The sequence below is a fragment of the Salipiger sp. ABN3_019 genome (assembly GCF_056158605.1).
Genome location: NZ_JBSWTP010000010.1, coordinates 1192546 through 1218740, shown reverse-complemented (window position 1 = coordinate 1218740; position 26195 = coordinate 1192546). Strand labels below are relative to the sequence as shown.

The following is a 26195-nucleotide window of genomic DNA, read 5'->3' as shown; positions in this document are numbered from 1 at the left end:
GGCCTCTCGCCCGCACGGGCAGGGCAGACATGAAGAAGGGCTCCGGATTTTGTCCGGAGCCCTTTGTCGTTGTCCGGTATGCTCGCTCAGGCCCGGGGGAAGACCCGCCCATCGAAGAGCTTGCGCGCCGTGCGCAGGGAGCCGGCGCGCCGTACCACGCCCTCCGCTTCCCGCTCCAGAAGCACTTCTGCCGCGCCGGTCGGATGCTCGATGGCGAAGGTACCACCCTCTGGTAGCTCTGCTACTTCGGCGGCGGGCGTGCCGGGGAGGGTGCAGGCGGTCGCGACACTGACCGCGGCAAAGACGCCGATGGTGGCGTGGCAGCGGTGCGGGATGAAGCTGCGGGTGCTGACCACGCCGCCCGCCTGCGGCGGCGAGACCAGTGTCATCTTTGGCACCGACTTCTCGGTCACATCCCCTAGGTTCATCAGGGGCCCGGCCTGCAGGCGGATCGACTCCAGTTTCGCCTTCAGCCCTGCGTCGCCATCGAGTGCCTCGCGGCTCTCGCTACCAGTGATCCCCATGTCCGAGGCGCGCAGGATCACGCATGGCATGCCGTTGTCGATCAGCGTGCATTCCACGCCGTCGATCACGTTCACCGGATTGCCGCTCGGCAGCAGCGCGCCGCACATGGAGCCGGCTAGCCCCTCGAACATCAGCGGCACCGGCGCGTGATGGCCGGGCACCCCGTCGATGCGCGCCTCGCCGTGGTAGCTGACGCGACCCTCCGGAGTCTGCACGCGGGCGACGGCGATCTCGCCGGTGTTGCGCATGTGGATGCGCACCGAGGTTTCGTCCTCCGAGGCCGGGACCAGTCCGCGCTCGATGGCGGCGGGGCCGACCCCGGCGAGGATATTGCCGCAGCCCTGCGCGTCCGAGACGAGTGCCTGGTCCACGAAGACCTGCAAGAAAAGATAGTCCACGTCGGCATCCGGTCGCGAGGGCGGTGCCAGGACCGCGACCTTCGAGGTCAGAGGGTCCGCCCCGCCGATGCCGTCGATTTGCGCCGGATCAGGCGAGCCCATGATCCGCAGCAGAAGATTGTCACGCTCTGCGGCGTCGGCAGGGAGGTCGGAGGCGAGGAAATACGCCCCCTTGGACGTGCCGCCGCGCATCCAGAGGCAGGGCAGGCCTGCGGTCTCGTAATTCTCGATCTGTCCCATCTCGCTCCCTTTGCTCTCCCGGACAGCATGGCGTGCCCGGGGATCAGCCCCCGGGCACATTGATCAGACGTACTTCAGGCCCTTCTCGGCGAGCCGCGGGCGCATGTCGTAAATATCCAGCCCAAGCTCGCCTGCTGCCAGGCGCTGACGTTTGGCCTCTTCCGCCGCAAGGCGCGCCTCGGCCTTCTCGAGCACCGCTTCAGCTTCCGCTCGCTTGACGACTACAACGCCGTCGTCATCGGCCACGATGATGTCGCCCGCCTCGATCGCTTGGCCGGCGCAGACGATCGGCACGTTGACCGAGCCCAGCGTCTCCTTGACGGTGCCCTGTGCAGAAATGGCCTTGGACCAAACCGGGAAGTTCATTTCCTTGAGATCCTTCACGTCGCGGCAGCCCGCGTCGATGATCAGCCCGCGGCAGCCGCGCGCCTGCGCCGAGGTGGCTAGCAGGTCGCCGAAATAGCCGTTGTCGCAGGGCGAGGTTGGTGCGAGCACCAGGATGTCGCCCTCCTGCAGCTGCTCGATGGCGACGTGCACCATCCAGTTGTCCCCAGGCGCTGCCGATATCGTCACCGCCGAGCCGGAGATCTGCGCGCCGGGATAGATCGGGCGCATGTAGCTCTGCAGGCAGCCCTTGCGGCCCTGCGCTTCGTGCACGGTGGCGACGCCCGCGCGTCCCAGCGCGTCGATGACGTCCTTGTCGGCCCGTGCCACGTTTTGAACGACCACTGCCATGATGGCTCCTCCAGATTCTTTTCTTTTCAGATACGCAAATCCCGGCGGCGCCCGAGGCGGCACCGCTGGGTAGGGGCGTCAGCCCTTGTTCACCGGCGGGGTGCCGTGGGTGTGGAAACTCTCGATGGTCTTCAGCCCCCAGGCTTGACCCTTCATACGGTCAGCCTGCGTCCAGCACACCGGCTCCCAGTCAGGGGCGAGGATCAGTCGCGCGCCGGCATTGGCCAGCTCGACGCGGTTGCCCGCGGGCTCCCAGACGTAGAGGAAGAAAGTGCCCTGCACCGCGTGCTTGTGCGGGCCGGTCTCGATGTGCACGCCGTTCTGCAGGAAGATGTCCGCTGCGCGCAGGATGTCCTCGCGCTGGTCCGTGGCATAGGTCACGTGGTGCAGCCGGGCGTTGCCGCCGCCGTGTTCCTCGGTGCAGGCCAGATCGTAGGTCTTGTTGTTGACGGTGAACCAGCAGCCGCCGAGACGGCCGTTGTCGAGCTGGATGTACTCGGTCACCCGGCTGCCTAGGCAGGTTTCCATGAACCGCTTGAACTCGGTGACGTCCGAGCTGAGCAGGTTCAGGTGATCGAGCCGACGCGGCGCGGCGCCTTCGAAGGCACTTGCGGTATTCTTCAGCGCGGCGCGCTCGGCATCCTCCTGCGGTTCGTACCAGCGCGTCTCGTAGTAAATCTCGAAGACATGGCCGAAAGGGTCCTCGAAACGAAAGGCCCGGCCATGGCTCAGGTCGCCCTCGGTCCAGCCGTGTACCTTGAAGTCCGAGGCTTCGATGATCGCGACGCGGCGCTCCAACGCATCGGGCGATGCGGCACGGTAGCCGATGTGGGCAACGCCGGTGGTGTCCGAACGGGTCAGTTTCAGCGTGCAATACTCATAGTCGTCCCAGGCGCGCAGGTAGGCGCTGGTTTCGTCCTGCCCCGAGAGCTTCAGCCCGTAGACGCGGGTGAAAAAATCGAGGCTTTCTTCGAATTTGTCGGTGAGCATCTCCACATGGCCGAGATGGGCGATGTCGAAGCTGGGATTGGTCGGCTGGCTCATGTTTCTCCTCCGAAAGGGGCGGGATTTCCGCTATAGGGACCGGCCGTTCGCGCTGAGCTGGTCGTCTGCTGCAGGATACCCGGCGCGCACTCCCGTGACGCGCCGGTGGAGTGATTAGAGTTCGTCCACGGTGCGCGGGAAGATCGACTGGAAGCCTTCAGCGTACTTGCAATCGCGTCCGCCCGACATGCCGCCGGAGTTGCGCTTGAAGTGGTTGGCGCGCTGCTGCGCGACGCGGGTGTAATAATCCCACAGGTGCAGCTGGCCCTCGTTGCACTCCATTGCCTTGCGCTTCTTTTCCCAGACCGGGGTGATGTCGAGGAAAGTGTCGGGCTTCCAGCCCATCTGTTCGGTCTGATGTGGCTCGAAGAGATAGAGCTGCGGCGCGCCGAGGACCTTTTCTCCGGGGTTGTGGCCCCAGGCTTGGGCGATCATCCGGCACTCTAGCGACACCTGCGACATGTACATGTGGTCGGTGTTGTAAGGATCGTACTGAGAATGGCTCATCATGAACTTCGGCTGAACCTTGCGGATGAGGTCCACGAGCTCGTATTTGTCGGACTGGTCGAGATGCAGCGGGTAGTCGCCCTTGTCGAAGCACACCAGCTCGTGGACGCCGAGCGCCTCGGCGGCATTCTCGGCCTCGCCGCGGCGGATGTCTTTCACTTCCTGCAGCGACTTGCCTTCTTTCCACAGACGCGCGCTCTCGCCGCGTTCGCCGAAGGAGAGACAGGCCACGGTGACCTCATAGCCAAGTTCTGCGTGCAGCGCGATGGCGCCGCCGCAGCGCCAGACGAAATCGGCTGCGTGAGCGGAAATGATGAGCGCGGTTTTCTTGTCGGACATGTGATGTCTCCTCCGGATGTCTTGCAATGGGCATGTCACGGGAGGTCCGCCGCGGGCAATTTCGAAACGCGTCCGACAGCATAAGAAATGGCTATACCATATAGAGATCTGCGAGAAGGTATGAGAAGCATGATGGCAATGCATAGGAGGAGCGCGAGCATGCAGAACATTGGTAATCCGAAAAAGCTGGCCTTCATAGGATTTGGCGAGGCGGCGCAGGCCTTTCTTTCTGGCTGGCCCGTCGAGGCGCAGGGCCGCACATCCGCCTATGATATTAAGAGCGAGACAGAAGAAGGTGCCGCCGAGATGGCAGACCGCTACGCGCGGGCGGGTGTATCTGGAGAGGCCTGCAGCGAGGACGCGCTGCGCGGAGCCGGGGTGGTGTTCAGCACGGTGACCGCGGACCAAGCCCTTGTGGCGGCCGAAGTGGCGGCCGCGGGGCTGGCCGAGGGCGCGCTCTGGCTCGACTGCAATTCCTGCGCTCCGCAGACGAAGCGCGCCGCTGCGTCGAAGATCGAGGCAGCAGGTGGACGTTACGTCGACGTGGCGGTGATGGCTCCAGTCCATCCAAAGCGTCATCTCGTGCCGCTGCTGGTCTCGGGACCCCACGCCGCGGCAGGGATTGCCGAACTCGAGGCACTTGGAATGCAGCCCCGTTTTGCCGGGGATGAAGTCGGACAGGCCTCGTCGATCAAGATGCTGCGCTCGGTGATGATCAAGGGAATGGAGGCGCTCCACGCAGAATGCTTTCTCGCAGCGCGACGGGCCGGAGTGGAAGAGGCGGTGATCGGATCGCTAGAGGTCTCCGACGGCAATGTCCCGTGGCGGACGCGGGGGGCTTACAACCTCGAGCGCATGATGGTTCATGGTGGTCGGCGCGCCGCCGAGATGCGGGAGGTTGCGCTGACGGTGGAGGCGCTCGGACTGGGGGGCGAAATGGCGAGGGCCACGGCACTCTGGCAAGACCGCATCGCCGAGCTTGGCGTCGATCCCGGCGAGGTGGAGTTGATGCCGCGCCTCGACAGGCTTTTGGCCAAACTATGATCTCGCGAAATCTGCGCCACCTAAGGGTGTTCCTTGCAGTGCTCGAGTTGCGCTCGCTGACGCTCGCATCGGCGCGCACCCGCATCTCGCAACCGGCGGTAACGCAGGCTCTTGCCAAGCTTGAGGACCAAGCGCGAGGGCCGCTTTTTGACCGAACGCGTCAGGGGGTGTTTGCCACCGAACGCGGAGAGGTTCTCGGTGTGAGGGTCGCACGGGCGTTCGGGCGGCTCGACCCGGTGCTGGCCGCGCTGTCGCCGCGGCTTTGCCTCACCGCTTCCAGCTCACAGCTTTCAGCGCTCATCGCGGTGGTGGACACAGAGAATTTCACGCTCGCGGCGCGCAGTCTCGGCCATGCGCAACCGACCGTGCATCGGGCGATCAGCCAGTTGGAGACCGAAGCCGGGCAGGAACTGTTCGAGCGGCGCCGCAATGGGCTAATCGCGAGCCGCGCTTCGGTGAAGCTCGCGCAGGCGTCGCGTCTTGCTTTTGCAGAGTTGGAACAGGCTGAGGCGGATCTCGCCGAGATCGACGGGCGTGAGGTCGGGCAGATCGTCGTCGGCGCGTTGCCGATGGCGCGCTCAGTGCTTTTGCCTCAGGCCGTCGCAGCATTCCGCATTCAGCGTCCGCATCAGCCCCTGCGCATCGTCGACGGGGTCTATGATGACTTACTCGTTGGGCTGCGGCGAGGTGCAATCGACTTCATTCTAGGTGCGCTGCGTGACCCCGCGCCGATTGGGGACGTCGTGCAGGAGCCGCTCTTTGATGACCAACTCGTTTGTGTGGTCCGGCCTGGGCATCCATTGGCTGAAGCGGGAGCACTGGACGCAGAACACTTGGCCCGGCAGAGCTGGGTGGTTCCACGAGAAGGCACGCCGTCCCGCGCCCGGTTCGATGCCTTTTTCACGGGAAGCCCCGGGGGTGGGCCTTCAAGTGTGATCGAGGCCGGCTCGATCCTCTTCATGCGCGAACTTCTGGCGCGGGGGGACTTCATCGGTTGCATCTCCGAGGCCCAGGCAGTAGCGGAAATTGCCAATGGAACCCTGCAGAGGCTTGATGTCGCCGGAGGCTGGGCGAACCGGCCGATCGGCCTGACCTTGCGGGGCGACTGGGTCCCGACCCAAGCTCAAAGCCTGCTGCTGAATCAGCTCCGCGAGGCAGCAGCTAGCATACCAATGCGATAGCCTAAACTTATCCTGATGACCTATTTTGAATTGGCCCAGTCCTTCCGAAAAGGGCATGTGTTGACATGGGCCGGCGCGTTGTCCGGCCCCTCTTTGTCGGGGAGGACAATCATGCGTTTCACCACTTTCACTGCCGCGTCCGTGCTTGCCTGCGTGGCCGGCGCCGCTGTCGCCGAGGACATGAAGTTCGCGAACTTCATGCCGCCGACCCACCCCTATGTCGCGGGCGCCTTCCAGCCCTTCGCCGACATGGTGGCCGAGAAGTCGAACGGCGAGATGACCGTCACGCTTTACAACGGCGGCGAGCTCGGGCCGGGCCCGGTCGAGCAGTACAGCCGTGTCGTGGATGGCGTCGCCGAGTTTGCTATCTCGCTGCCCGGCTACACCGCTTCGAGTTTCCCGCTGACTCTAGTCGCCGAGTTGCCCGACGTGGTCGAAGAGGGCACTGGCACGGAGAAGATCTGGCAGAACATTGAGCTGTTCCAGCCCGAGTATCGTCGGGTGAAGCTGGTCTCTCTGTGGTCGAGCGCCGAGAATGTGCTCTACATGCGCGATACCGCCGTGGACTCGCCGGATGACCTTGCTGGCAAGAAGATCCGCGTGCCCTCGCGCAACACCGGCAAGCTGGTCGAGGCTTGGGGCGCGACCCCGGTTTCGATGCCGGTGACCGAGATCTACAATGCCATGCAGACCGGCGTGATCGACGGCGCGATGATCGACGCGACCGCCACCCGTGCCTTCAAGCTGGGCGAGGTGGCCAACTACCTGACGCTCGGCATGGAAACCACCAACTCGCCGTTCTTCATCCTGATGAACCGCGACGCGTGGCAGAGCTTGTCGGACGACGAGCAGGCCGCTGTCGAAGAGGCTGGCCGCGAGGCGTCCGTGCTCGGCAATCAGGTGCAGCTGACCGTCGCCGCAGATGGTATCGAGGCCTTCCGCGGCATGGACGGCAAGGAGGTCATCGAGCTGACCGACGAGCAGGCCGCCGCTTTCAACGAGGCCGCTCTCAAGGTGACCGAAGAGGTTGTTGCAGAGACCGGCGGCGAGGCGCAGGCCATCGTCGAAGCGCTGGCGGACTGATGGCACTTCTCGAACAGGCGTCCTGGGCAAAACCCTTTGCCCGGGCCACGCGAGGGCTGGCGTGGATCGGTGCGCTCTGCCTGCTGATGATGATGGTGCTGATCTTCAGCGGCGTGCTAATGCGCTATGCTCTAAACCAGCCCATCCTCGGCCTCAACGAGATCATCCAGCTTGCGGCCGTCGCCGTCGTGATGTCCTCGCTACCTTATTGCACGGCGCAGGGCGCGCATGTGTCCGTCGACATTTTCGATCGCGTGCTCGGGCGCTGGGGTCGGCTGCTAGGCGACGTGCTGAGCCGGCTCGTCTCCGGCTATGTTCTGTCGGTGCTGTGCTGGCGCGCTGCGCTCAAAGCGCTGGACGCGTTTGAATGGGGCGACGCGACCAACATGCTTGGTCTGCCCATTGCTCCCTTTTACGGGATCCTCGCTGCTGGCACCGGGCTTTGCGTTCTGGTCTTTGCCGCCGAGCTGGTCCTGCTGTTGACCGGGAAAGGGTCCAAGTGATGACACCTGTTGCCGCGGGCGTGGTGGGCATTGCCTGCTTGTTCGTTCTGATGATCCTGCGCACCCCTGTCGCTTTTGCCATGCTGCTTGTGGGCTTCTTTGGCTATTGGGGTCTCGAAGGTTTCCGCAGCGCCGGCGCCGTGCTGCTGACCGAGAGCTATTCCGCGGTCGCTTCCTATTCGCTGATCGTCGTCCCGATGTTTATTCTTCTGGGCAACATTTCCTCCGCCGCCGGCTACTCGCGCGGGCTCTACGATGCTGCCTATGCATGGGTCGGCCGTTTCAAGGGTGGCCTGGCCTCGGCATCGGTGCTGGGTTGCGCGGCATTTTCGGCGGTCTCGGGCTCGTCTGTCGCCACCGCGGTGACGCTGGGTAAGGTTGCGCTTCCGGAGATGCGGCGCCTCGGATATGCCGACAGTCTGGCAACTGGCGCCATTGCCGCGGGCGGTACGCTGGGCTTTCTGATCCCGCCCTCCACCGGCTTCGTGCTCTACGCGATCCTCACCGAGGAATTGATCGGCCGGCTGTTCATGGCGGGCATCCTGCCGGGCGTGCTTCTGATGGCGCTCTTCATGGGAACCATCTGGCTGATCGCCACGCTCAACCCCGAGGCCGGCCCGCGCGGCGAGCGGATGCCGATGGCGCAGCGCTTCCGCATGCTGGCCGAGGCCGCGCCGCTCATCGGGGTGATCGTGCTATCGATCGGCGGCATCTACCTCGGTGTCTTCACCCCGGTCGAAGCCTCCGGAATCGGCGCCGGCCTTGTGCTGATCCTCGCGCTCGCGCAGCGGCGTCTGAACTTTGCCTCTCTGAAGGTGGCGCTATTGGACACGTTGCAGACAAGTGCCATGCTCTACATGATCGTCATTGGCGCCAACGTGCTGAACCCGTTCTTTGCTGTGACGCATATCCCCGCGACGCTCGGGGCCGGGCTCGAGACGCTGGGTCTTGGGGCCTATGGCACGCTGATCGTGATCTTGCTGGCCTACGTGGTGCTCGGGATGTTTATGGACGGGCTGTCGATGTTGGTGATCACGATTCCGATCGTCTTCCCGGTGATCACGGCGCTTGGTTTCGATCCGATCTGGTTCGGCGTGGTGGCGGTGATCGTCATCGAGATGGGCATGATCACCCCGCCGGTGGGCCTCAACGTCTTCGTTGTGCGGGGTGTGGCGCAAGGAGTGCAGTTGACTACGGTGTTCCGTGGTGTCTTCCCCTTCCTCGTGGCGATGATCGTCGGGCTACTGCTGATCATCGTCTTCCCGCCAATCGCAACGGCAATTCCGAACTCGATGTTCAATTGAGTGTAGGCGAGGGCATAGCCCTCGCCTCGACCGCTTCCCACCACGAGCCTATTGATACAATGCTTTGCTGTTGATGTTCTGGCAGTGAAGCTCGGTGTGGTGACCGCGGCTTCGTCCAAGGCCTCCATACCCCTCTCTGTTCCTGGAGAAAAAGGGAGTGAGGCCCGAAACCCCGGTCAAAATGCGTGGCGAATTCGAGTTTCGGGTTTCGGGTTGCACCAATTCGCGAAGTTTCATGCGTCAGAAGCGGCATGGGTGGCTCCGCCCCTGCGCTTGACGCAGACGTCAATTCTTCTGTGTCGCATCGGAACCTGAAGTCCACCTGAATTTCTAACTATTTATTTTTATTTATTAAATTCCGACTAAACTAGTTGACTTTGTCCGGAGCGAGTGGTTCGAGGGACAAAAGCCAGCCACCGCCAGCGCACTTCCCTCACTGTAAAACAGAAAGGAACGCGCATGGCCTCCGCACGCGCGCGGCTGAGCTCTGGCACGGCCGTCCTACTTCTCTCTTTCACACCTCTCGCTCCCGCAACCGCGCAGGACCTGACGCTGGCAGACGAGGGGTACGAGCTTGGCACGATCGTGCTGACCGCCGAGGAACAGATCAAGCAAGCGCTTGGCACCTCGACCATCACCGAAGACGATCTCGAACGCCAGCCGGTCGCCAACGACCTGTCTGAGATCATCCGCAAGATGCCCGGTGTGAACCTTTCGGGCACCTCGGCTTCGGGCCAGCGCGGCAATCAGCGGCAGGTCGATATCCGCGGCATGGGCCCGGAAAACGTGCTGATCCTGATCGACGGCAAGCCGGTGTTGTCGCGCACCTCGGTGAAGATGGGCCGCTCGGGCGAGCGTGACACCCGCGGCGATACCAACTGGGTGCCTGCCGAGCTGGTCGAGAGCATCGAGGTCATCCGCGGCCCGGCTGCGGCGCGCTACGGCTCGGGCGCAGCGGGCGGCGTGGTGAACATCATCACCAAGGCCCCCGACGAGGATCTGCTGCAGATCGGCACGTATTTCGATGTGCCGGAAAGCGACAAGGAAGGCGTGACGCAGCGCTACAACCTGCTTTGGGCCAAGCGCCTGAACGAGGATTTCTCGCTGCGGTTCTCGGGCAGCTACAACAAGACCGATGCGGATGATCCTGACATCAACGCCGAAGCGGTGGACTGCGACAGCGACGAAGACTGCAGCTATTCCGCCGGCAGCGAGGGCGTGATCAACAAAGATGCCTCGCTGATGCTGAGCTGGCGTCCAAGTGACAACAACCGGTTCGATTTCGACCTTGGCTGGTCGCGCCAGGGCAACGTCTACGCTGGCGACACCCAGTTGGGTGGTAGCCTCGGCAGCGGTGGCGACGACCTGGTGAACCAGCTCGCCGAGGACGGCGAGGAAACCAATGTAATGGAGCGGGGAACCTTCGCGATCACCCACAACGGCAGCTACGGCTGGGGTGAGACGATGAGCTACCTGCAGTATGAGCATACCGACAACAGCCGTTTGCAGGAAGGCACCGCCGGCGGCGGCGAGGGGCGGATCAACTCGGGTGATTGGGATACCGCGATCTTGCAGGCGATCGCTGGCAAGTCCGAGGCATATATCTACAATGATTTCCTTGGCAGGCCGTCCTCGCTGACACTGGGCGCCGAGGTGCGCTACGAGAGGCTCGACCTCAGCGACTATAGCTCGTTCTCGACCATCACCAGCGACGACGGCAGCATCAACTCGACCTCGGGCGATGACATCACCGAACAGCTCAATGTCGGCCTCTACCTAGAGGACAATATCGAGTGGACAGATCGCCTGACCTTGACGCCCTCGCTGCGGGTGGATGGTGCTGATACCTATGGCTATAGCTGGTCGGGCGGGATCAACGCGTCCTACGCCGTCAACTCGGAGTGGACCGTGAAGGGCGGGGTCGCCAAGGCCTTCAAGGCGCCGACGCTTTACCAGCTGTCGGACACCTACGTGTATTCAACTCGAGGGAACGGCTGTCCGTATCCTTACTACCGAAACGGCCCGTGCTACGTGCTGGGCAATGACGACCTCGATCCCGAGACCTCGATCAACTCGGAAATCGGTGTGTCCTACAACAGCCTCGGCGGCATCAATGCGACGCTGACCTATTTCCACAACGACTATCGTAACAAGATCCAGGCCGGGACCGAGCAGATCGGCACCGCCACGGTCGATGGCAGCGATGTGCGGCTCTACCAGTGGGAGAACATCCCCGAGTTGATGGTCGAAGGGCTTGAGGGCAGCTTCGCCATGCCGATAGGCGAGCGCGTCTCGCTGGCGGTGAACGGCACCTACATGATCAACTCGAGCCAGAAGGTCGAGATCGAGGGTGACGCCGACAATCCCGACGTCGAGGTAGACGTTCCGCTGTCGCTGGTGCCGGACTACACGATCAACGCCTCGCTGACCTGGAACATCAACGACCAGTTTGCGCTGATCCCTTCGCTGACCCATTACGGGCCGATCGAGGCGGCGGAGTACAGTGCTTACACCGGATATGCCGAGGACGACACCGAGGACCGCGATCCCTACACGCTGGTCAACCTTGGCATGACCTACCGCTTCGACAACGGCTTCGATCTGAAGGCGGGGATCAACAACGTCTTCGATACCTCAATTCTGCGCTCGGGCGACGGAGCTGAGACCTATAACGAGCCGGGGCGCTCCTACTATTTTGGCCTGACCAAGACATTCTGAGGTGAGGCGATTGCTATGCACGAGATGGTCCCACCCTCACGAACCGCGGGTGGGACGTGGACATAAATTCATGCACATAAGAGGCGATACAATGACACGGAATTCTGCAACCGGCGCGCTGAAGCGCGCACTGGGTGGGGCCGCCCTGGCAGCGCTGCTGGCCGGCGGCGCCGCGGCTGACCCCTTCACTGCGCTTGGCGGTTTCGATGGGCGGCTCGGGGCCTCGGGGCCGGATCGCGGCCCGATCCTCGCGGGCGGCACCGCGCGGATCAACGGCAACGGCTTCGCGCCGAACCAGCCGGTGATGCTGCGCCAGAACGGCGAGGCGCTGAACGGGGGCACCGCCTATGAGGCCGATGCCGAGGGCGGCTTCAGCGCCGAGATCACCATCCCCGAGGGCGCGGCCCCTGGGCTCTACCCGGTGGTCGCCGAGCTTGGCGGCGCGGCACCCTATGCGCTGACCTTCGATCTCAAGGTGTCGCGCGCGCTGGAACCGCTCGGCACCGAGCTGTTCGAGGTGACCTCGGCCCCCGCGGTGCGCAACCCCTACCAGGTGGCGGTGACCGATCAGGCGCTCTATGTCACCGGCGCGGTGGGCCGCCCGCCGGTGAAGCAGAGCGCGCTCGCCAAGCTCGACCCGGCAACGCTCGAGGTGCTGGCCGAAGTGTCGCCCGAGGCCGCCCCGGCGCGCGCCGACGGCAGCGACGGCGGGCTGTTCGCGGTCTATGGCGTCGGCGTTGCAGAAGACGCCGGGCAAGTCTGGGTGACCAACACCCGGCAGAACACTGTCGCCGTTTACGACGCCGAAGACCTGTCGCTGATCAAGCAGTTCCCGCCCGAGGCGGTGGGCCATCCGCGCGACGCGGTGGCGCATGGCGACAAGGTCTACGTCAGCGCGACCTTCGAGCCCTATGTGCATGTCTTCGACACTGAAACCCTCGAAGAGGTGGCGCAGATCGAACTGGCGTCGAGCCGCCGCGGCCAGACCTTCGCCAGCGCCAGCCTCGCGCTGGCGGAAGATACGGGTAAGCTCTTCGTGTCGAGCCTGCGCAGCGAGGAAGTGGCGGTGATCGATCTGGCCAGTGGCAGCCAGAGCGGCGGCTTCGCGGTGGATGGCTCGGTGTCGACCATCGGGCTCGCAGCCAGTGCCGACGGCAGCCGCGTCTACACCGTGGGGCAGGGCAACGACATGCTCACCATCCTCGATGCCGAGAGCGGCGAGCAGCTCGGCGCGGTCAATGTCGGAGCCAACCCGCTCAACGTCACGGTCGAACCGCAGAGCGGCAATGTCTTCGTTGCGCTGCGCGGCGCGCATGCGGTGGTGGTGGTGTCGCCCGAGGGCGAGATCCTCGCCAATCTCGATGTGGGCAGCACCCCGAACCACCTGACCCACGATGGCACCGGCCATGTCTACGTGGTCAACAAGTCGCGCGGCGAGGACGACCCGACCGGCGACCGGCTGAGCCGCATCACCGCCGCCCAATAGGGTCCTGACTGCCACGGTTCAGAGCGGGACCTTCGTCCCGCCCGGCCGCCGGCAAGCTGTCGGCGGCGCACACTGTCACAGGTTTTTCAGGGCACTGCGTATCACCTGCGCCACGGTTTCGGCGCGGGCGGGCAACACGCGCGACCGGCGGTGGACCAGCCAGAGCGGGTGGCGCACCTCGGCGTCGAACCGCGCCAGCGTCAGGCGGCGGCGTCCCGCGTAGGCATCAAGCCCGCTTTGTGGCAGCACCGTATAGCCGATGCCCTGCGCCACAGGGTCCGCAATCTGGCCGATCTGATTGACGAAGCTCCGCAGGCGCAGCCGCTCCGGCCCCGGGTAGTCGCCGGGAAAATTCAGCGACAGCACTTCGTCGGCATAGGCTGCACCATCGGGATGGCCGATGAAGCCGAGTTCCTGGAGTGCGTCGAACGTGGGTTGCTCGGTACTGCCGGGAGGCAGCGCGAGGCAGAGCCTGTCAGTGCCGACCTGAGCGCCCTCGAGCCGCAGGTTTCCGGGCGCGCTGTTGATGACACAAAGATCAAAACTCCCCTGTGTCGCGCCTTCGATGAGCCGTGGCTGGGGGGCCGCCTCCAGGCGGATCAGAAGCTGCGGCGCGCGCCGCATCAATGCCATGAGCGGCGGCAGAAGAAGCAAGGCTATGGAGCCTGAGCAGCCCACCTTGACCTCGCCCGTTTCCGGCGCGTCCTGAAGGAGCTCGTCACGCAGCCGCGCCTCTTCGATGCGCCTGCGCTGACCGATTGCCAGCACCGCCTCTCCGGCCGGGGTCGGGGTAAAGCTCTTGCCGTCGCGGGAAATCAACGGCGCGCCAACCTGCTCTTCGAGTTTGCGCAGATGCTGCGAAATCCCGGGCTGCGTCATATTGAGGCGCGCCGCCGCGCGGGTGAAATGGCCTGTCTCGCAAAGGGTGACGAAGCTGTGCAGCCATACCGAGTTGAGCACAATCATTCCAGTTTGTTATGATTTTCAATATATATGATAATTTCTCTGTGCGGCCCGCAAGGCCCATATGAGGAGCACCAGCAACACAGGCAAAGCAAAGAGCGCGCCATGACCCAGACCACTCCCAGAACATTCTCCCACATCGGGCTTTCGGTGCCCGATCTTGACAAGGCGGTCGCATTCTACCGCGACGTGATGGGCTTTTACCTGATCATGGAGCCGACCGAGATCGCCGAGGACGACAGCGACATCGGCATCATGTGCAACGACGTCTTCGGCCCGGGCTGGGGAACGTTCCGCATCGCGCATATGTCCACCGCGGATCGTATCGGCTTCGAGCTCTTTGAATTTCCGCGCAGCTATCCGCCCGAGGACAACCTGCCTCACCGGCAGGTGGGACTGTTCCACTTTGCGATCCAGGACCCGGATCTCGAAGGGCTGCTGGCGCGCATCGTCGCGGCGGGGGGGCGGCAGCGGATGCCGGTCCGCGAGTATTTCCCGGGCGAGAAACCCTATCGGATGGTCTATGTCGAAGACCCGTTCGGCATCGTCTTCGAGCTTTATTCGCACAGCTATGAGCTGACCTACTCTGCCGGTGCCTATAGCTGAGGACCGGGCGGCGGCGGCTGCGGACGGCGCGCCGCCGCCCTTACTCCGTCAAAGCGTTGTGCAGATGGGCCCGTAAAGCGCCTCCAGCCGGGCCTTTTCGAGCGCCGACTTGGGGTCCTTGCCTACCACGAAATTGAGCATCATGCCGCCATCCTCGTGTTCGAGTTTGTGGCAGTGCAGCAGGTATCGCCCTTCATAGGCGTCGAAGCGCACCAGCACATCGACCTGCTCGGGGGCCCATTTCAGCACTGTATCCTTCCACCCCCGTTCCCAGGGCTCGATCTCGGTGCGGCCCCGGCCGCTGCGCTCGATAATCTGGAAATGCGTGCCATGCACATGGATCGGATGCGGCGCGCCCTGAGCCGATTGGAAGCGCCAGCGCTCCACTTTCCCGAACTGCGCGGCAAAATCAATCCGTCGTGGTTCGAAAGGCTGATCGTTTATCATGTTGTCGCCCTGGAAAGTGAAGATGCGGTCGGGCTCGGAGCCGTCATGTACGAGGGCGTCGATATGCGACAGGCGTTCGGGCAGCTCGAAGGGATCTGGCTGGCCAGGCTGCACTTCTATTTCCAGCAACGCGGCGGTGAAATCGGCGTCGCGCAGGCCGACCACGCTGCCGGGCGCGAGGCCGCGCAGATCGAGGATCAGGTCGATGCGCTCGGCCGGGCCCATCTGGATTTCCTCGACTGGCACCGGGGCCTCGAGCAACCCGCCGTCATTGCCGATCAGCATCATCGGCGCGTCTGCGGTCAGCCGGAAGACCCGGGCGTTCGCCCCGTTCAGCAGACGCAAGCGGATCTGCCGGTCAAGGGCCGTGGTGCGCGGGTTCACCACGCCGTTGACCATGGGCAGCGTGCCCTCGGAGCCATCGGTATTGCCCGGGTAAAAGATGCGGCCCAGCGTATCGAGCTGCATGTCGCGCAGCACCAGCAGAAGCTCATCTTGGCCGGAGGGAAGGTTCAACACGTCTTCCTCGTCGTCCTCGATCACGAAGAATCCGCCCAGCCCGTGCCAAGCTTGAGTTGCGGTCGCGCCATGCGGATGCGGGTGGTACCAGCTGAGCCCGGCGCGCTGGCGGATCGGAAAGGCGATCTCGCAGGTGTCACCGGGCAGCAGCGGGTTTTGCGGCTGGCCATCGGCCTCGGTGGGGCAGATCAGCCCGTGCCAGTGAAAGGTGGTCTCGGTGTCCAGCGCATTGCCGGTGCGGATGCGGAACTCTTCCCCCCTGCGGACGCGGATCAGCGGGCCGGGGCTGGTGTGGTTGTAGCCGTATCCGCCGCTTTCCGGCGTGGTGAAGGGCAGGCGGGCGCGGGTCGCGGTCAGGGTCTCTCCGGGCGCAAGGGTGGGGGGGCGGGGCAGGGGTGGCCGGTGACCCGGAGCCGCAAGGCCCCGCAGTGCGGGCAAAGATAGGCCGGCAGCGGTCAGGCCGGTCAGCGCAGCGCGACGGGAAATTGCCATTAACGGTGTCCTTCGGTAGGTCGGGCTGGCTGGACCGTGTCTGGCGAGCGAAGAGTGCGAACCGCCGGCTCAGCCCGGCGGCAGTGGGTAGGTCGTTTCAGTTGGCACCTAAGCGCAGTGTCAGAAGCCTGCCACCGTCGCTGCGCGAAATGCCAGGTGGCGCACCCCGATCAAGCAGGGCCTCCTGCAAGAAGGGCTGAATGAACCAGTCGTGCGACAGATCTTCATAAGAGACCCGTAGGGTCATTTCGTGCGGCCCTTGATCGAGAGGCGCATAGCTCGCTGCAGTCGTGACGATGATCATGCCGCTTCCCGCAGCGACGTCGGCCGCGCCGGGCACATCGCCTTTGGGCAGCCCAAGAGGCACGGACGCCCCATCGAGCGACAGCTGCAGCTGGCTTGCGAGCCGCGCGGCGAAGGTGGCCACTTCCCGGTCAGAGGCGATGCCGTCCCCGTCGCTGTCGATATGGGCAAAGATCGCGGCGCCTTCGGTAGAGGAGGGCATAATCACCACCCGCAGTGTCGCGCCGCTCGTCCCGACCGAGAAGAGAACCTGCTGGTCGATGGTGCTGTGCGGGTGCGCTTGCAGCGGTGCCGGAATGGCGAGCCCCGCAAGCAAGGCGAAGGGGCTGAGCGGTCTCATTGCGCGACCCAACGGACGCCGTAGTCATTTTGCGGGTCGCGGTACATGTTGTGCGCGTGATCCGTGGCTTCGCCGTCGCGTCCTTGCGGAGAGTATTCCAGCACTAGCGAAGGGCCCGTCACGCGGAAATACGCCGATCCGGGAGCCCCGACCGGGCCCCACCATCCGAACCATGTCTGGTCAAGATCGGTGGCAACAAGTTCCATCTTGGCGGCGAAATCGTCGGCGTTGATGAAACCGAGCCGGGCGGTGATGACCTCCAAAAGCAGCTGCCTCTGGGTGGCATCCAGGTCACTGGCCGCGATGCCTTCGGGCGCAACGGTGGTTCCGAATTCTCCGGGGCCGAGCAGCAGGTTGATCGGCTGGTCCCCGCGGATCGCCTCGGCCCGCTGGGTGTCAGTCAGGCTCTGCACTAGGGCAAGCGCCGCTTCGGTCTCGCGCGCAGTGATGTAGACAGGTCTGCCATCCACCTCAATGTTTAGGGGCTCGCCACCGGTGAGCATGGGCGAAAAGCTCACATCGGGGCCGTTCACCGTGGCATTGATCGCCAAATGGTGACCACCGAACTGGAGCATCCATGGCGCCTCTTCAGACGGCATGCCCAGAAAAGAGATGTAATAATAAGCACTGCCGAAATTGACCCGCCCGCCGGTGCCGAGCTGATCTTCGGCAATCAACTGCCAGCGAATGTTCTGTACGCCCTCCTCGCTGAGCAACGTCGCGAGCAGCGAGTCGAGCGCGGCCTCCTGCTGTGGGTTCAGGTCTCCCAGCATGACGCCGCCGCGCTCCACCGCCCCATCGGGAAAGTTCGACCAGTTGGCGCGCTGGGTGTTGTCGTCGAGGGGAAAGATTGCGTTGCTCTTCTGGACATCGCTGAGCGTTGCGAGAAAGCCCCGCGCGGCGCCGACAAGGGCACGGGTCTGGGCATCGGCGGTGGGGGTCTCAAAGTTCTGTTTTAGCGCGATGTCAACGGGCGGGGTTTGCAGGCTGCGTCGTTGCGCCAGTGTGGCGCTGGTCGTGACAGCGCCGACGATGCAGACAGTGAGGGCCCCGACGGTGACCATGGCGGCTCCGGATCCGATCATGCTCTGCACGCTCATTTGTGGTCCCATTTTTCGAGGGTGCCATCACGGCGAAACTTTGCTTCAAACCAGGTGCCTTCGGCGGCGCGTCCCTCGAGTTCGAATTCATCCTCTTTCAACTCGACCTTATTCAGTCGCGCGCCTTTGGGGTAATCGGGGCTTTGGACTAGCGCCTGCGGCAGGACCGGCTCGATAAGTGCCGCATCGAAGAGGCCATCGTGATGCGCTTCGATTTCTTCGAGTGCCCCTCCACGGTGAAAGTCGAGCTCGACCCGAATACCGCCCAGCATCCCGTCAAGATCTGCCTGCTCGCGCCCGGGGTGCCAGCGGGCCTCTTCGAGCCCGATGGTATCGGCGAGCGCCGCAATGTCGGCGGGGATGTCCTGGGCGAGGATGGGTGTTGCCAGCAACGTGGCGGCGAGCGAGAGAAGTGTACGTGTCATGATACCCTCTGAACGTGTAATCGGGCCGGGCCCGGGGGATGGCTCGCTGGATGTTAGGCATCTGGCTGAAAGCGGGAGACTTCCTTCCCACTGCCCACCGGCAGCTGGAGGCTTTGCATCTGCGGTATGCTGCGCACGCGGTCGACATATGCGCGGATCGCGTCCGAGCTGGGCCGCGAGATATTGTCGGCAACGATAATTGCCCCTGGCGCAAGCTTGGGTGCGAAGAGCTCGAGGCAGGGCAGGTAAAGGTCTTTCCAAAGGTCGAGGAAAACGAAATCTATCGGACCTTCGAGAGACTGGAGGATCTCCAGGGCGTCGCCGCTCCGATACTCGATATGGGGCGTCAGCCCGGCCTCTGCCGCCATTTCCCGGGCGTGTTCGGACTTGTGCAGATCGCATTCCAGCGACAGCACATGGCCGCCGCTCGCCCGCGCAGCCTCGGCCAGCCAGAGCCCGGAATACCCGAATGAAGACCCCAGTTCGAGTGCGCGGGGTCGTTCGAGACTGCGCAGCAGCACGTTCAGAAGCTGCCCTGCCTCGGGGCCGATCGACCGCATGCGCAGGTCGCGACCAGCATCGTCGGTGATCCGCACGCGGCCGTTCGAGCGTTCGGCGTCGCGCCGCGCTTCGAGCCGGGCCATCACCGCCGCAATACGGGTATCTGGGGGATTCATGGTGAATCTCCTCGCGCCTGGGCCTCTAGGCCCAAGCGCAGGATTTCCAACCGGTCGAGGATTTCTTCGGCCTGGCGCTGACGGTCGACCCCAGCTTTTGGCCTGCGTCGAGGTAGCAGTGCGCCGAAGACAACATCCATCATCATCCCGGCGACGTTAGGAACCGCGCAGACGGGCCAGCGCCCGGCGCGGATTTCGCCATGCAGCCAGTCAATCAGCAGCTCACGCAATTCCAGGATGCGGCTGTCGTAGAGAAGGGCGTTCAATTCCGGCAGCAAGAGACTCTCGCGCGCGATTAGGCCGAGCATCGCGTCGCGCTCGTTCGCGTCGTTCTCGGACAGATCGAGCCGAAACACCGCGCGCATCGCTCCGCGCCCGCGCAACACGTCGCCGGACGGGCGTGGCAGCCCGAGGATAAGGTGCTTTCGCGCCCGGATCGTCTCGGCGAAGAGCGCAGTCTTGTCGTCGTAGACGCGGTAGAGATCGCGTTTCGAGACCTTGGCTTCTCGTGCAATGTCTTCGGTGGTTGCCCGAGCAAAGCCGCGTGCGACAAACACCTGCATGGCCGCTGCGAGCAGGCGTTGCCGTAGATCGGCATCGCTCACAGTTCTGGGGCGGCCGCGGCGTGCCTTATTCTGCGCAGCGCTGTCGGGATCTGTCGTCATCCTTGGGTGTGGACTCCTTGTCTCATTGAGGTACGGTATACGTACCAAAATAGACGATTTCAAGTCTTTGGGTTTTCGAAATAGCAGAGAGCCACTACATCGCGGCTTCAGCTTGGCTTCAGCTTTGAGGTCTACAGGGCATGGTTTTCGAGCAATGGAGTGGCAATGCGCATCTTGCTGGTCGAAGATGATCCGATCGTGGGCGACGCGCTGACCAAGAGCCTCGGCCGTGCCCGCTTCGATATCACATGGGTTCGAAATGGTGCCGAGGCCGACGACATCTTGCGCGGCGGGGGCTTCGATCTGGTCATGCTCGACCTCGGTCTGGCGGGCCGTGACGGGCTTTCGGTGCTGCGTGACCTGCGCGACCGCCGCGACAGCACTCCAGTCCTGATCCTGACCGCCCGCGATGGCATTGAGGACCGCATTCGCGGACTTGACTTCGGGGCCGACGACTACCTGCTGAAACCCTTCGATACCGGCGAATTGCTGGCGCGCTGCCGAGCGCTGCTTCGGCGAGCGCAGGGGCGCGGTGACGATCGCATCGAACTGGGGCATCTGAGCCTCGATCTCGGGGCGCATTCTGTGACCTGCGATGGCCAAAGGCTGCATCTTCCGCAAAAGGAATACCGCTTGCTCGCCTACTTGGCTGAGCGGCGCGGCAAAGTGGTTCCCAAAACCCAGATCGAGCAGATGCTCTACGGTTGGGAGGACGGCGCCGAAAGCAACACCGTTGAGGTGTATGTCTCCTCGCTGCGCCGCAAAGTCGGGGCCAAGACGATCCGCACTCTGCGTGGTGTCGGCTACATGGTTCCCTAGCCACCATGCTCGACGCCCCTGCGAGCCTGCGCCGCCGCCTGATCCGAGTAGCCGTACCGTCATTGATTCTGGTCTGGTTCGTCGCCAGCGCCTTCATTCTGATGCGAAGCTGGGACGAGATCGAGGAGTCCTATCTCGACCAGATTGAGCAGCTTGCCCATACCACGGCTGAGGTTCTGGATGCGCGCGCGATCAGCCCCGAGGCTGTGATCGAAAGCATGCATGCGCGGCGTGATCGGAACATCTTTGTCATCGTAGAGCGTGAGGGTGCACCGATCTTGCGATCGGCGACGGCCCCTCCCGGGCTGGTGGATGTCCCGGCCGAGGGCGACGGCACCGCCGAGTTCTACCTTGCGCAGGCTGATGCGCACGACGGTACCATCCGGGTCATCACCGGCATCCGCCGTGTCGAGGTGCGTCAGCTGATCACCGCCATCGTGGGCGGTGCCGCGCTGCCGCTGGCCTTGGGTCTGGCTGGGATGATCGCGGTGCTGGTGCTGGCGATCTCCCGGGCACTGCGTCCTCTCGAGGCGCTGCGCGAGGCCCTCGAGGTCCGGCATCCCGACGCGCTCGACCCGGTCGGCTCGGAAAGGCTCCCCGCCGAGCTGGTACCCTTGGTTCGAGCGCTCAACCATCTTCTGGGGCGGCTGGGTCAGGCGTTCGAGGCCGAGCGGCGGTTCGTCGCCGACGCCAGCCATGAGCTGCGCACCCCGCTCGCCGCGATACGGGCGCAGGTCGAAACAATTGACCACAGCCGGCTCGATGCCGAGGATCGGGCCGCCCTTGAGCAGGTGATGCGCGGTGTGGAGCGCTCGACACGGCTCGAGCAGCAACTCTTGCGGCTGGCGCGCGCCGATGCGTCGGGCTCCGGCGATACGCCCGAACTGGACCTCGCGGCGGAGGTGACAAAGATCGTCTCGGAGCTTTTTCCCCTCGCGGTACGGCTGGATCGCGAGATCGAGACGGATTGCACTCCGGCGAAGGTACGCGCCTTCCCCGCCGATCTTGAGATGCTGGTCGGCAACCTCGTGGAAAATGCGATCCACCACGGCGCGGGGCCGATCCGTATCAGCTGCGGCCCGCCAGGCGTGGCTGGGGATGGGGGGGCGTGGCTGTGCGTCGAGGATGCCGGGCCGGGCATCCCCGAGACCGAGCGCGCCGCGCTCTTTCAGCGGTTTCGGCGCGGGGCAGGCTCGACATCCGCAGGGGCGGGTCTTGGCCTGTCGATTGTCGCCTCGGTCGCGGCGCGCATTCCCGCCGATGTGCGGCTCAGCCGCGCTGTCGATTTGGGAGGGCTCCATGCCGAGGTGGTCTTTCATCAGGGTCCGCGGGCCGGGCGCCTCGCAACCACACAGATTAGGCCTGCTCCCTGAGGTTTTCCTGAAGTGGGGGCCACGCCTGCGACACTTTAAGTTTGGTTGCTGCACTGCCGCGAGCGGCGCAGTTTCACAGCTAGTAATCTGCGGCAGGCATGTGCGCCTCGCCGCTTGGCGGCAGGCCTCGGCCTGCCTCGCGTGACGCAAACCCGGGGAGTTGAACGGATGCGCATAGCCAGGGTCATGTTCGGCCTCGTCCTGCTGGGGGCTGCCGGTGTCGGCGGCTTCGTCTTCACCGGCGACATGCTCGCGGCCACCGCGCCCGAGGCCGCCGCGGCGGCGCAGTCCAGACAACGCGACGGCGCGACGGTGGTCAAGGTGAGCCGGGTCACGACCATGCAGCTGGCAGAGACCGTCGACGCGGTGGGCACCACACGGGCGCGGCAGTCTGTTACCCTGCATCCGGCGGCCAGCGGCCGCATAGCCGAGATCGCCTTTGGCCCCGGTGACGAGGTGCGCGAGGGGGAAGTCTTGCTGCGGCTGGAAGATAGTGCCGCGCGTGCCGGCCTTGCCTCGGCAGAGGCAACCCGGGCTGAGACGCAGGCCGCCTATGACCGCCAGCTGCGCCTCGAGCAGAGCGGTAGCGCCGCCGAGGCCACGCTGCAGGCCGCGCGCGCCGCGCTGCTGCGCGCCGAGGCGGATCGCGACATGGCGCAGATCGCGCTGGACGACCGTGAACTGCGGGCTCCGTTCGGCGGCGTTGTGGGCTTCACCGAGCTGTCGCATGGCCAGCTTGTCGACAGCACCACCGAGGTGACGACGCTGGACGACCTGACGCTGGTCGAGGTGGCGTTCAGCGTGCCCGAACGCTTTCTCGCGCAGCTCGCGCGGGGGCAGGCGGTGTCGCTCAGCTCGCCGGCCTACCCCGGCGAGACCTTCACCGGGCGGCTCAGTGCCATCGACACCCGGATCGACGCCAGTTCGCGGTCGATCGCGCTGCGCGCCGAGGTGCCGAACGAGGATCGCCGCCTCGCGCCGGGCATGTTCCTGAGGGTGTCGCTGGTGCTTGAGGAGCGCCGCGCGCCGATGGTGCCCGAGGCGGCGCTGACCGTCTCGGGGGCGCAGAGCTACATCCACATCGTCGAAGCGGGCCGTGCCCGCCGTCTCGAGGTGCGGACCGGGGCGCAGCAGGGCGGGCTGATCGAGGTTGCTGGAGGGTTGCCCAATGGTGCCGAGGTCATCCTCAGCAACCTGCATGGCCTATCGGATGGCGCCGAGGTCGAGATCGGGCAGAGCGCCGCCTCGGCACTGCCGGACGAGGTGCAGGGATGAGCCTGCCCGACCTCTCGATCCGCCGCCCGGTGCTGGCGACGGTGCTCAACCTGCTGATCGTGCTGATCGGTGCCGTGGCGCTGAGCCGCCTGCCCGTGCGCGAGCTGCCGCAGGTCGATACCGCCGAGGTTACCGTCAGCGTCGATTACACCGGCGCGGCCCCGGATGTGGTTGACAGCCAGGTCGCCGCGGTGATCGAGGGCGCGCTGGCGGGCATCTCTGGGCTGCAGAGCATGACCACCGAGAGCGAGCGCGGCGGTTCGCGCACGGTGCTGATCTTCGACCCCTCGCGCGATATCGACGGCGCCACCAACGACGTGCGCACCGCCATCGACCGCGTCGTCGAGGATCTGCCAGATGGTGCCGATGCGCCCGAGGTGGAAAAGAACGACAGCGAGGGCGATCCGGTGGTCCGGCTCAGCCTCTCGTCCGACCGGTTGAGCGCGCTCGAGCTTTCGGATTACGCCGAACGCTTCATCACGGACCGGCTTGGGCGTCTGCCCGGGGTCGCCAATGCGGCCATCTACGGCGAGCGCGCCCCGGCGATGCGGGTGTGGCTCGATGCCGGGCTGATGGCGGCGCATGGCATCACCCCCGATGACATCGCCTCGGCACTGCAGGCCAACAATATCGAGCTGCCCGCCGGCGAGATCGAGACCGGCGCGCGGCAGCTGCAGCTGCTGGCGCGCACCCGGCTGAGCTCGGTGTCGGATTTTGCCGCGCTGGTGATCTCGGACACGGGCAGCCGGCCGCTGCGGCTTGGCGATGTGGCGCGGATCGAGCAGGCGCCCTCGAACTCCGACAGCATGTTCCGCTCGGACAGGGTGACCGGGCTGGGGCTCGGTATCCAGCCGCAGGCGCAGGCCAACACGGTCGCCATCTCGCAGGCGGTCAAGGCCGAGGTCGCGGCGATCCGCGCGAGCCTGCCCGAGGGCATGGCGCTCGAGATCACCACCGATGAGGCGCTGTTCATCGAGACCACGCTCAGCGAGGTTGCGCATGTCTTTTTCGAGGCGGTGGTGCTGGTGACCGCGGTGATCTTCCTGTTCCTCGGATCGGCGCGGCTGTCGCTGGTGCCGGTGGTCACCATCCCGGTGTCGATCCTTGGCGCGGCGCTGGCCATGTCGCTGCTTGGATTCACGCTGAACATCCTGACGCTCTTTGCCATGATCCTCGCGATCGGGCTGGTGGTCGACGATGCCATCGTCGTGCTCGAGAACATCCAGCGCCACCGCGCCGCCGGTGCCTCGCGCGCCGAGGCCGCCCGGCGCGGCGCCAATCAGGTGAACTTCGCGGTGATCGCCACCACCGCCGTGCTGGTCGCGGTGTACCTGCCGGTCAGCTTCATGGAGGGCGAGGTCGGCCAGATCTTTGCCGAGTTCGGCATCGTGCTGGCGGTGGCGGTCTCGGTCTCGGGCTTTGTCGCGCTCAGCCTGTCGCCGGTGCTGGCGGCGCGGCTGATGCCGCGCGACGACCGTCCGAACCTGCTGACCCGTGGTGTCGATGCGGTGGTCGCGGGTCTGGAGCGCGGCTATCGCGCCGGGCTCGCAGCGGTGCTGCGCCTGCCCGAGCTTTTGCTGGGGCTGACCGCCTTTGCGGTGGCCGCCGCCGCCGCGCTCTATCTCGCGCTGCCGCAGGAGGTGACCCCCGAGGAAGACCGCGGCCGCCTGCAGATCCTTATCACCGCGCCGCAAGGCTCGAGCCTTGCCTATACCGACGCCGCGACGCGCCGGGTCGAGGCGCTGCTGCAGCCGCTGCGCGATACGGGCACGGTCACCAACGTGACCACCATCGTCGGCAGCTGGGGCGAGCTGCGCCGCGCCATGTTGCTGGTCAGCCTCGCGCCATGGGAGGCGCGCGCGCAAAGCGTGCAGGAGGTCATTGCCGGGCTGCGCGGGCCGCTATCGGGCATTACCGAGGTGCAGACCTTCGTGCGTCCGGTCGGCGGGCTGGGCATAGGCGGGGGGCGCGGCGGGCTGGAGCTGATGCTGGGCGGGCCAAGCATCGAAGAGGCCGCCGTTTGGGCCGAAGAACTGGCGGTGGCGCTCGAGGCCGATCCGGCGCTGAGCGGGGTCGAGACCGGCTACGATGCGAACCAGCCCGGCGCGACGCTGACCATCGATAGGCTGCGCGCGCAGGATCTGGGGCTGGATGCCGAAACCATCGGCGAGACGCTGCGCACGCTGGTTGCCTCGCGCACCGTGGGCGAATTCAGCGACGCCGGCCGTCAGTACCCGGTGATCCTGCAGGCCGCGCCCGAAGACCGCGACAGCCCGGCGGACCTGCTGCCGATCCTGATGCGCAACGCGCGCGGCGATCTCATCCCGCTCTCGGCCGTGGCCGAGATCGAGACCTCGGCCTCGGTGCCGGCGATCAACCGCTACAACCGCGTGCATTCGGTCGAGATCGAGGCGGATATGGTCGAGGGCGCCGATCTGGCGCAGGTGATGGCGCGGGTCGAGGTGGCGGTCGCGGCGCTGCCCGCCGGGGCGGTGCTGGCCTGGGACGGGCAGGCGGCGGATTTCCAGCGCAGCTCGGGCGGCATGACCACGGTCTTCGTCATGGCGCTGGCCATTGTCTTTCTGGTGCTGGCGGCGCAGTTCGAGAGCTTTCGCACGCCGCTGGTGATCCTGCTGACCGTGCCCTTGGGGCTGGCGGGGGCGGTGCTTGCGCTCTGGCTCTCGGGGCAGAGCCTCAATATCTTCAGCCAGGTCGGGTTGGTGCTGCTGGTCGGGCTGATGGCCAAGAACGGCATCCTGATGGTCGAGTTTTCGAACCAGCTGCGCGAAGAGGGCCGGGGTCTGCGCGAGGCGGCGATCGAGGGCGCGGTGACCCGTCTGCGTCCGGTGACCATGACCACCATCGCCACCGTCCTCGGGGCGGTGCCGTTGGCGCTGGCGACCGGGGCGGGCGCGGAAAGCCGCACCGCCATCGGCATGGTGATCACCGGAGGGCTGAGCTTTGCCTTTGTCCTGACGCTGTTCGTGACCCCGGTGATCTACCTGCTGGTCGAGGGTGCGTGGCCCAGACGCGCTTCGGAAGATGAAGTAGCGCTTCCCGCTGAATGATAGATTGGTCTCACAT

23 protein-coding genes are annotated in these 26195 nt (G+C 65.1%); 12 read left to right on the top strand and 11 right to left on the bottom strand.

The annotated features are described in order from the left end of the window. Window positions 1-86: 86 nt before the first annotated feature. The 4 genes from ACXAD2_RS27755 to ACXAD2_RS27740 form a co-directional block, all read right to left on the bottom strand. Window positions 87-1163, bottom strand: coding sequence for a 4-oxalomesaconate tautomerase (locus tag ACXAD2_RS27755; protein WP_475177990.1), 1077 nt, complete (start codon window positions 1161-1163; stop codon window positions 87-89). 63 nt (window positions 1164-1226) lie between these two features. Beyond that, complete coding sequence (locus tag ACXAD2_RS27750; RefSeq protein ID WP_475177988.1) at window positions 1227-1898, bottom strand: 4-carboxy-4-hydroxy-2-oxoadipate aldolase/oxaloacetate decarboxylase; 672 nt, start codon at window positions 1896-1898, stop codon at window positions 1227-1229. Window positions 1899-1976: 78 nt separating this feature from the next. Beyond that, window positions 1977-2942, bottom strand: a complete 966-nt coding sequence (locus ACXAD2_RS27745) for a VOC family protein (RefSeq protein WP_475177984.1) — start codon at window positions 2940-2942, stop codon at window positions 1977-1979. Between the two features lie 114 nt (window positions 2943-3056). Then, window positions 3057-3788, bottom strand: coding sequence for a PIG-L deacetylase family protein (locus ACXAD2_RS27740; RefSeq protein WP_475177980.1), 732 nt, complete (start codon window positions 3786-3788; stop codon window positions 3057-3059). A gap of 159 nt (window positions 3789-3947) precedes the next feature. Between ACXAD2_RS27740 and ACXAD2_RS27735 the strand changes: the two genes are divergently transcribed. From ACXAD2_RS27735 to ACXAD2_RS27705, 7 genes are all read left to right on the top strand, one after another. Further along, window positions 3948-4832 (top strand): DUF1932 domain-containing protein, encoded by an 885-nt coding sequence (locus ACXAD2_RS27735; protein WP_475177975.1) that lies wholly within the window; start codon window positions 3948-3950, stop codon window positions 4830-4832. Then, window positions 4829-6013, top strand: a complete 1185-nt coding sequence (locus ACXAD2_RS27730) for a LysR family transcriptional regulator (protein WP_475177973.1) — start codon at window positions 4829-4831, stop codon at window positions 6011-6013. The genes ACXAD2_RS27735 and ACXAD2_RS27730 overlap by 4 nt, the downstream gene beginning before the upstream one ends. Before the next feature lie 111 nt (window positions 6014-6124). After that, the gene (locus tag ACXAD2_RS27725; RefSeq protein WP_475177969.1) at window positions 6125-7096 is read left to right on the top strand and encodes a TRAP transporter substrate-binding protein; all 972 of its coding nucleotides are present in this window, start codon (window positions 6125-6127) and stop codon (window positions 7094-7096) included. After that, on the top strand, window positions 7096-7599 hold the full coding sequence (locus ACXAD2_RS27720) for a TRAP transporter small permease (protein ID WP_475177965.1): 504 nt from the start codon (window positions 7096-7098) through the stop codon (window positions 7597-7599). Before ACXAD2_RS27725 ends, ACXAD2_RS27720 begins: the two co-directional genes overlap by 1 nt. Continuing rightward, complete coding sequence (locus ACXAD2_RS27715; RefSeq protein ID WP_475177963.1) at window positions 7599-8903, top strand: TRAP transporter large permease; 1305 nt, start codon at window positions 7599-7601, stop codon at window positions 8901-8903. Before ACXAD2_RS27720 ends, ACXAD2_RS27715 begins: the two co-directional genes overlap by 1 nt. 459 nt (window positions 8904-9362) lie before the next feature. Continuing rightward, complete coding sequence (locus ACXAD2_RS27710) at window positions 9363-11621, top strand: FepA family TonB-dependent siderophore receptor (RefSeq protein WP_475177959.1); 2259 nt, start codon at window positions 9363-9365, stop codon at window positions 11619-11621. Between the two features lie 91 nt (window positions 11622-11712). Further along, window positions 11713-13107 (top strand): YncE family protein, encoded by a 1395-nt coding sequence (locus tag ACXAD2_RS27705; protein ID WP_475177955.1) that lies wholly within the window; start codon window positions 11713-11715, stop codon window positions 13105-13107. Window positions 13108-13182: 75 nt separating this feature from the next. On the opposite strand, the gene ACXAD2_RS27700 is transcribed toward ACXAD2_RS27705, so the two are convergent. Beyond that, window positions 13183-14073, bottom strand: coding sequence for a LysR family transcriptional regulator (locus ACXAD2_RS27700; RefSeq protein ID WP_475177951.1), 891 nt, complete (start codon window positions 14071-14073; stop codon window positions 13183-13185). A gap of 102 nt (window positions 14074-14175) precedes the next feature. On the opposite strand from ACXAD2_RS27700, the gene ACXAD2_RS27695 reads away from it, so the two are divergent. After that, a complete protein-coding gene (locus ACXAD2_RS27695) occupies window positions 14176-14676 on the top strand; it encodes a lactoylglutathione lyase family protein (RefSeq protein WP_475177947.1) in 501 nt (166 codons plus the stop codon). Window positions 14677-14724: 48 nt separating this feature from the next. On the opposite strand, the gene ACXAD2_RS27690 is transcribed toward ACXAD2_RS27695, so the two are convergent. From ACXAD2_RS27690 to ACXAD2_RS27665, 6 genes are all read right to left on the bottom strand, one after another. Then, window positions 14725-16134 (bottom strand): multicopper oxidase family protein, encoded by a 1410-nt coding sequence (locus ACXAD2_RS27690; RefSeq protein ID WP_475177943.1) that lies wholly within the window; start codon window positions 16132-16134, stop codon window positions 14725-14727. 97 nt (window positions 16135-16231) lie between these two features. Further along, window positions 16232-16777 (bottom strand): hypothetical protein, encoded by a 546-nt coding sequence (locus ACXAD2_RS27685; protein WP_475177941.1) that lies wholly within the window; start codon window positions 16775-16777, stop codon window positions 16232-16234. Continuing rightward, a complete protein-coding gene (locus ACXAD2_RS27680) occupies window positions 16774-17877 on the bottom strand; it encodes a DUF3500 domain-containing protein (RefSeq protein ID WP_475177936.1) in 1104 nt (367 codons plus the stop codon). Before ACXAD2_RS27680 ends, ACXAD2_RS27685 begins: the two co-directional genes overlap by 4 nt. Beyond that, window positions 17874-18302, bottom strand: a complete 429-nt coding sequence (locus ACXAD2_RS27675) for a hypothetical protein (RefSeq protein WP_475177933.1) — start codon at window positions 18300-18302, stop codon at window positions 17874-17876. Before ACXAD2_RS27675 ends, ACXAD2_RS27680 begins: the two co-directional genes overlap by 4 nt. A 53-nt stretch (window positions 18303-18355) precedes the next feature. Then, window positions 18356-18979 carry an O-methyltransferase gene (locus ACXAD2_RS27670; RefSeq protein WP_475177929.1) on the bottom strand — a complete coding sequence of 208 codons (624 nt, stop codon included), beginning with the start codon at window positions 18977-18979 and terminating at the stop codon, window positions 18356-18358. Next, entirely contained in the window at window positions 18976-19644 is a 669-nt protein-coding gene (locus ACXAD2_RS27665; RefSeq protein WP_475177925.1) for a TetR/AcrR family transcriptional regulator, read from the bottom strand. Before ACXAD2_RS27665 ends, ACXAD2_RS27670 begins: the two co-directional genes overlap by 4 nt. 165 nt (window positions 19645-19809) lie before the next feature. Here ACXAD2_RS27665 and ACXAD2_RS27660 point away from each other — a divergent pair, with 165 nt between their 5' ends. The 4 genes from ACXAD2_RS27660 (at window position 19810) to ACXAD2_RS27645 (ending at window position 26179) form a co-directional block, all read left to right on the top strand. Beyond that, a complete protein-coding gene (locus ACXAD2_RS27660; protein ID WP_475177921.1) occupies window positions 19810-20463 on the top strand; it encodes a response regulator in 654 nt (217 codons plus the stop codon). A gap of 5 nt (window positions 20464-20468) precedes the next feature. Next, entirely contained in the window at window positions 20469-21836 is a 1368-nt protein-coding gene (locus ACXAD2_RS27655) for an ATP-binding protein (RefSeq protein WP_475177916.1), read from the top strand. A gap of 168 nt (window positions 21837-22004) precedes the next feature. Further along, a complete protein-coding gene (locus ACXAD2_RS27650) occupies window positions 22005-23111 on the top strand; it encodes an efflux RND transporter periplasmic adaptor subunit (protein ID WP_475177912.1) in 1107 nt (368 codons plus the stop codon). Continuing rightward, window positions 23108-26179 (top strand): efflux RND transporter permease subunit, encoded by a 3072-nt coding sequence (locus ACXAD2_RS27645; protein WP_475177908.1) that lies wholly within the window; start codon window positions 23108-23110, stop codon window positions 26177-26179. The genes ACXAD2_RS27650 and ACXAD2_RS27645 overlap by 4 nt, the downstream gene beginning before the upstream one ends. Window positions 26180-26195: the final 16 nt, after the last annotated feature.

Bases quoted from the DNA above. Each gene is read 5' to 3' on its own strand.
- ACXAD2_RS27755 (WP_475177990.1), bottom strand. From the start codon at position 1,163: ATGGGACAGATCGAGAATTACGAGACCGCAGGCCTGCCCTGCCTCTGG.
- ACXAD2_RS27750 (WP_475177988.1), bottom strand. From the start codon at position 1,898: ATGGCAGTGGTCGTTCAAAACGTGGCACGGGCCGACAAGGACGTCATC.
- ACXAD2_RS27745 (WP_475177984.1), bottom strand. From the start codon at position 2,942: ATGAGCCAGCCGACCAATCCCAGCTTCGACATCGCCCATCTCGGCCAT.
- ACXAD2_RS27740 (WP_475177980.1), bottom strand. From the start codon at position 3,788: ATGTCCGACAAGAAAACCGCGCTCATCATTTCCGCTCACGCAGCCGAT.
- ACXAD2_RS27735 (WP_475177975.1), top strand. From the start codon at position 3,948: ATGCAGAACATTGGTAATCCGAAAAAGCTGGCCTTCATAGGATTTGGC.
- ACXAD2_RS27730 (WP_475177973.1), top strand. From the start codon at position 4,829: ATGATCTCGCGAAATCTGCGCCACCTAAGGGTGTTCCTTGCAGTGCTC.
- ACXAD2_RS27725 (WP_475177969.1), top strand. From the start codon at position 6,125: ATGCGTTTCACCACTTTCACTGCCGCGTCCGTGCTTGCCTGCGTGGCC.
- ACXAD2_RS27720 (WP_475177965.1), top strand. From the start codon at position 7,096: ATGGCACTTCTCGAACAGGCGTCCTGGGCAAAACCCTTTGCCCGGGCC.
- ACXAD2_RS27715 (WP_475177963.1), top strand. From the start codon at position 7,599: ATGACACCTGTTGCCGCGGGCGTGGTGGGCATTGCCTGCTTGTTCGTT.
- ACXAD2_RS27710 (WP_475177959.1), top strand. From the start codon at position 9,363: ATGGCCTCCGCACGCGCGCGGCTGAGCTCTGGCACGGCCGTCCTACTT.
- ACXAD2_RS27705 (WP_475177955.1), top strand. From the start codon at position 11,713: ATGACACGGAATTCTGCAACCGGCGCGCTGAAGCGCGCACTGGGTGGG.
- ACXAD2_RS27700 (WP_475177951.1), bottom strand. From the start codon at position 14,073: ATGATTGTGCTCAACTCGGTATGGCTGCACAGCTTCGTCACCCTTTGC.
- ACXAD2_RS27695 (WP_475177947.1), top strand. From the start codon at position 14,176: ATGACCCAGACCACTCCCAGAACATTCTCCCACATCGGGCTTTCGGTG.
- ACXAD2_RS27690 (WP_475177943.1), bottom strand. From the start codon at position 16,134: ATGGCAATTTCCCGTCGCGCTGCGCTGACCGGCCTGACCGCTGCCGGC.
- ACXAD2_RS27685 (WP_475177941.1), bottom strand. From the start codon at position 16,777: ATGAGACCGCTCAGCCCCTTCGCCTTGCTTGCGGGGCTCGCCATTCCG.
- ACXAD2_RS27680 (WP_475177936.1), bottom strand. From the start codon at position 17,877: ATGAGCGTGCAGAGCATGATCGGATCCGGAGCCGCCATGGTCACCGTC.
- ACXAD2_RS27675 (WP_475177933.1), bottom strand. From the start codon at position 18,302: ATGACACGTACACTTCTCTCGCTCGCCGCCACGTTGCTGGCAACACCC.
- ACXAD2_RS27670 (WP_475177929.1), bottom strand. From the start codon at position 18,979: ATGAATCCCCCAGATACCCGTATTGCGGCGGTGATGGCCCGGCTCGAA.
- ACXAD2_RS27665 (WP_475177925.1), bottom strand. From the start codon at position 19,644: ATGACGACAGATCCCGACAGCGCTGCGCAGAATAAGGCACGCCGCGGC.
- ACXAD2_RS27660 (WP_475177921.1), top strand. From the start codon at position 19,810: ATGCGCATCTTGCTGGTCGAAGATGATCCGATCGTGGGCGACGCGCTG.
- ACXAD2_RS27655 (WP_475177916.1), top strand. From the start codon at position 20,469: ATGCTCGACGCCCCTGCGAGCCTGCGCCGCCGCCTGATCCGAGTAGCC.
- ACXAD2_RS27650 (WP_475177912.1), top strand. From the start codon at position 22,005: ATGCGCATAGCCAGGGTCATGTTCGGCCTCGTCCTGCTGGGGGCTGCC.
- ACXAD2_RS27645 (WP_475177908.1), top strand. From the start codon at position 23,108: ATGAGCCTGCCCGACCTCTCGATCCGCCGCCCGGTGCTGGCGACGGTG.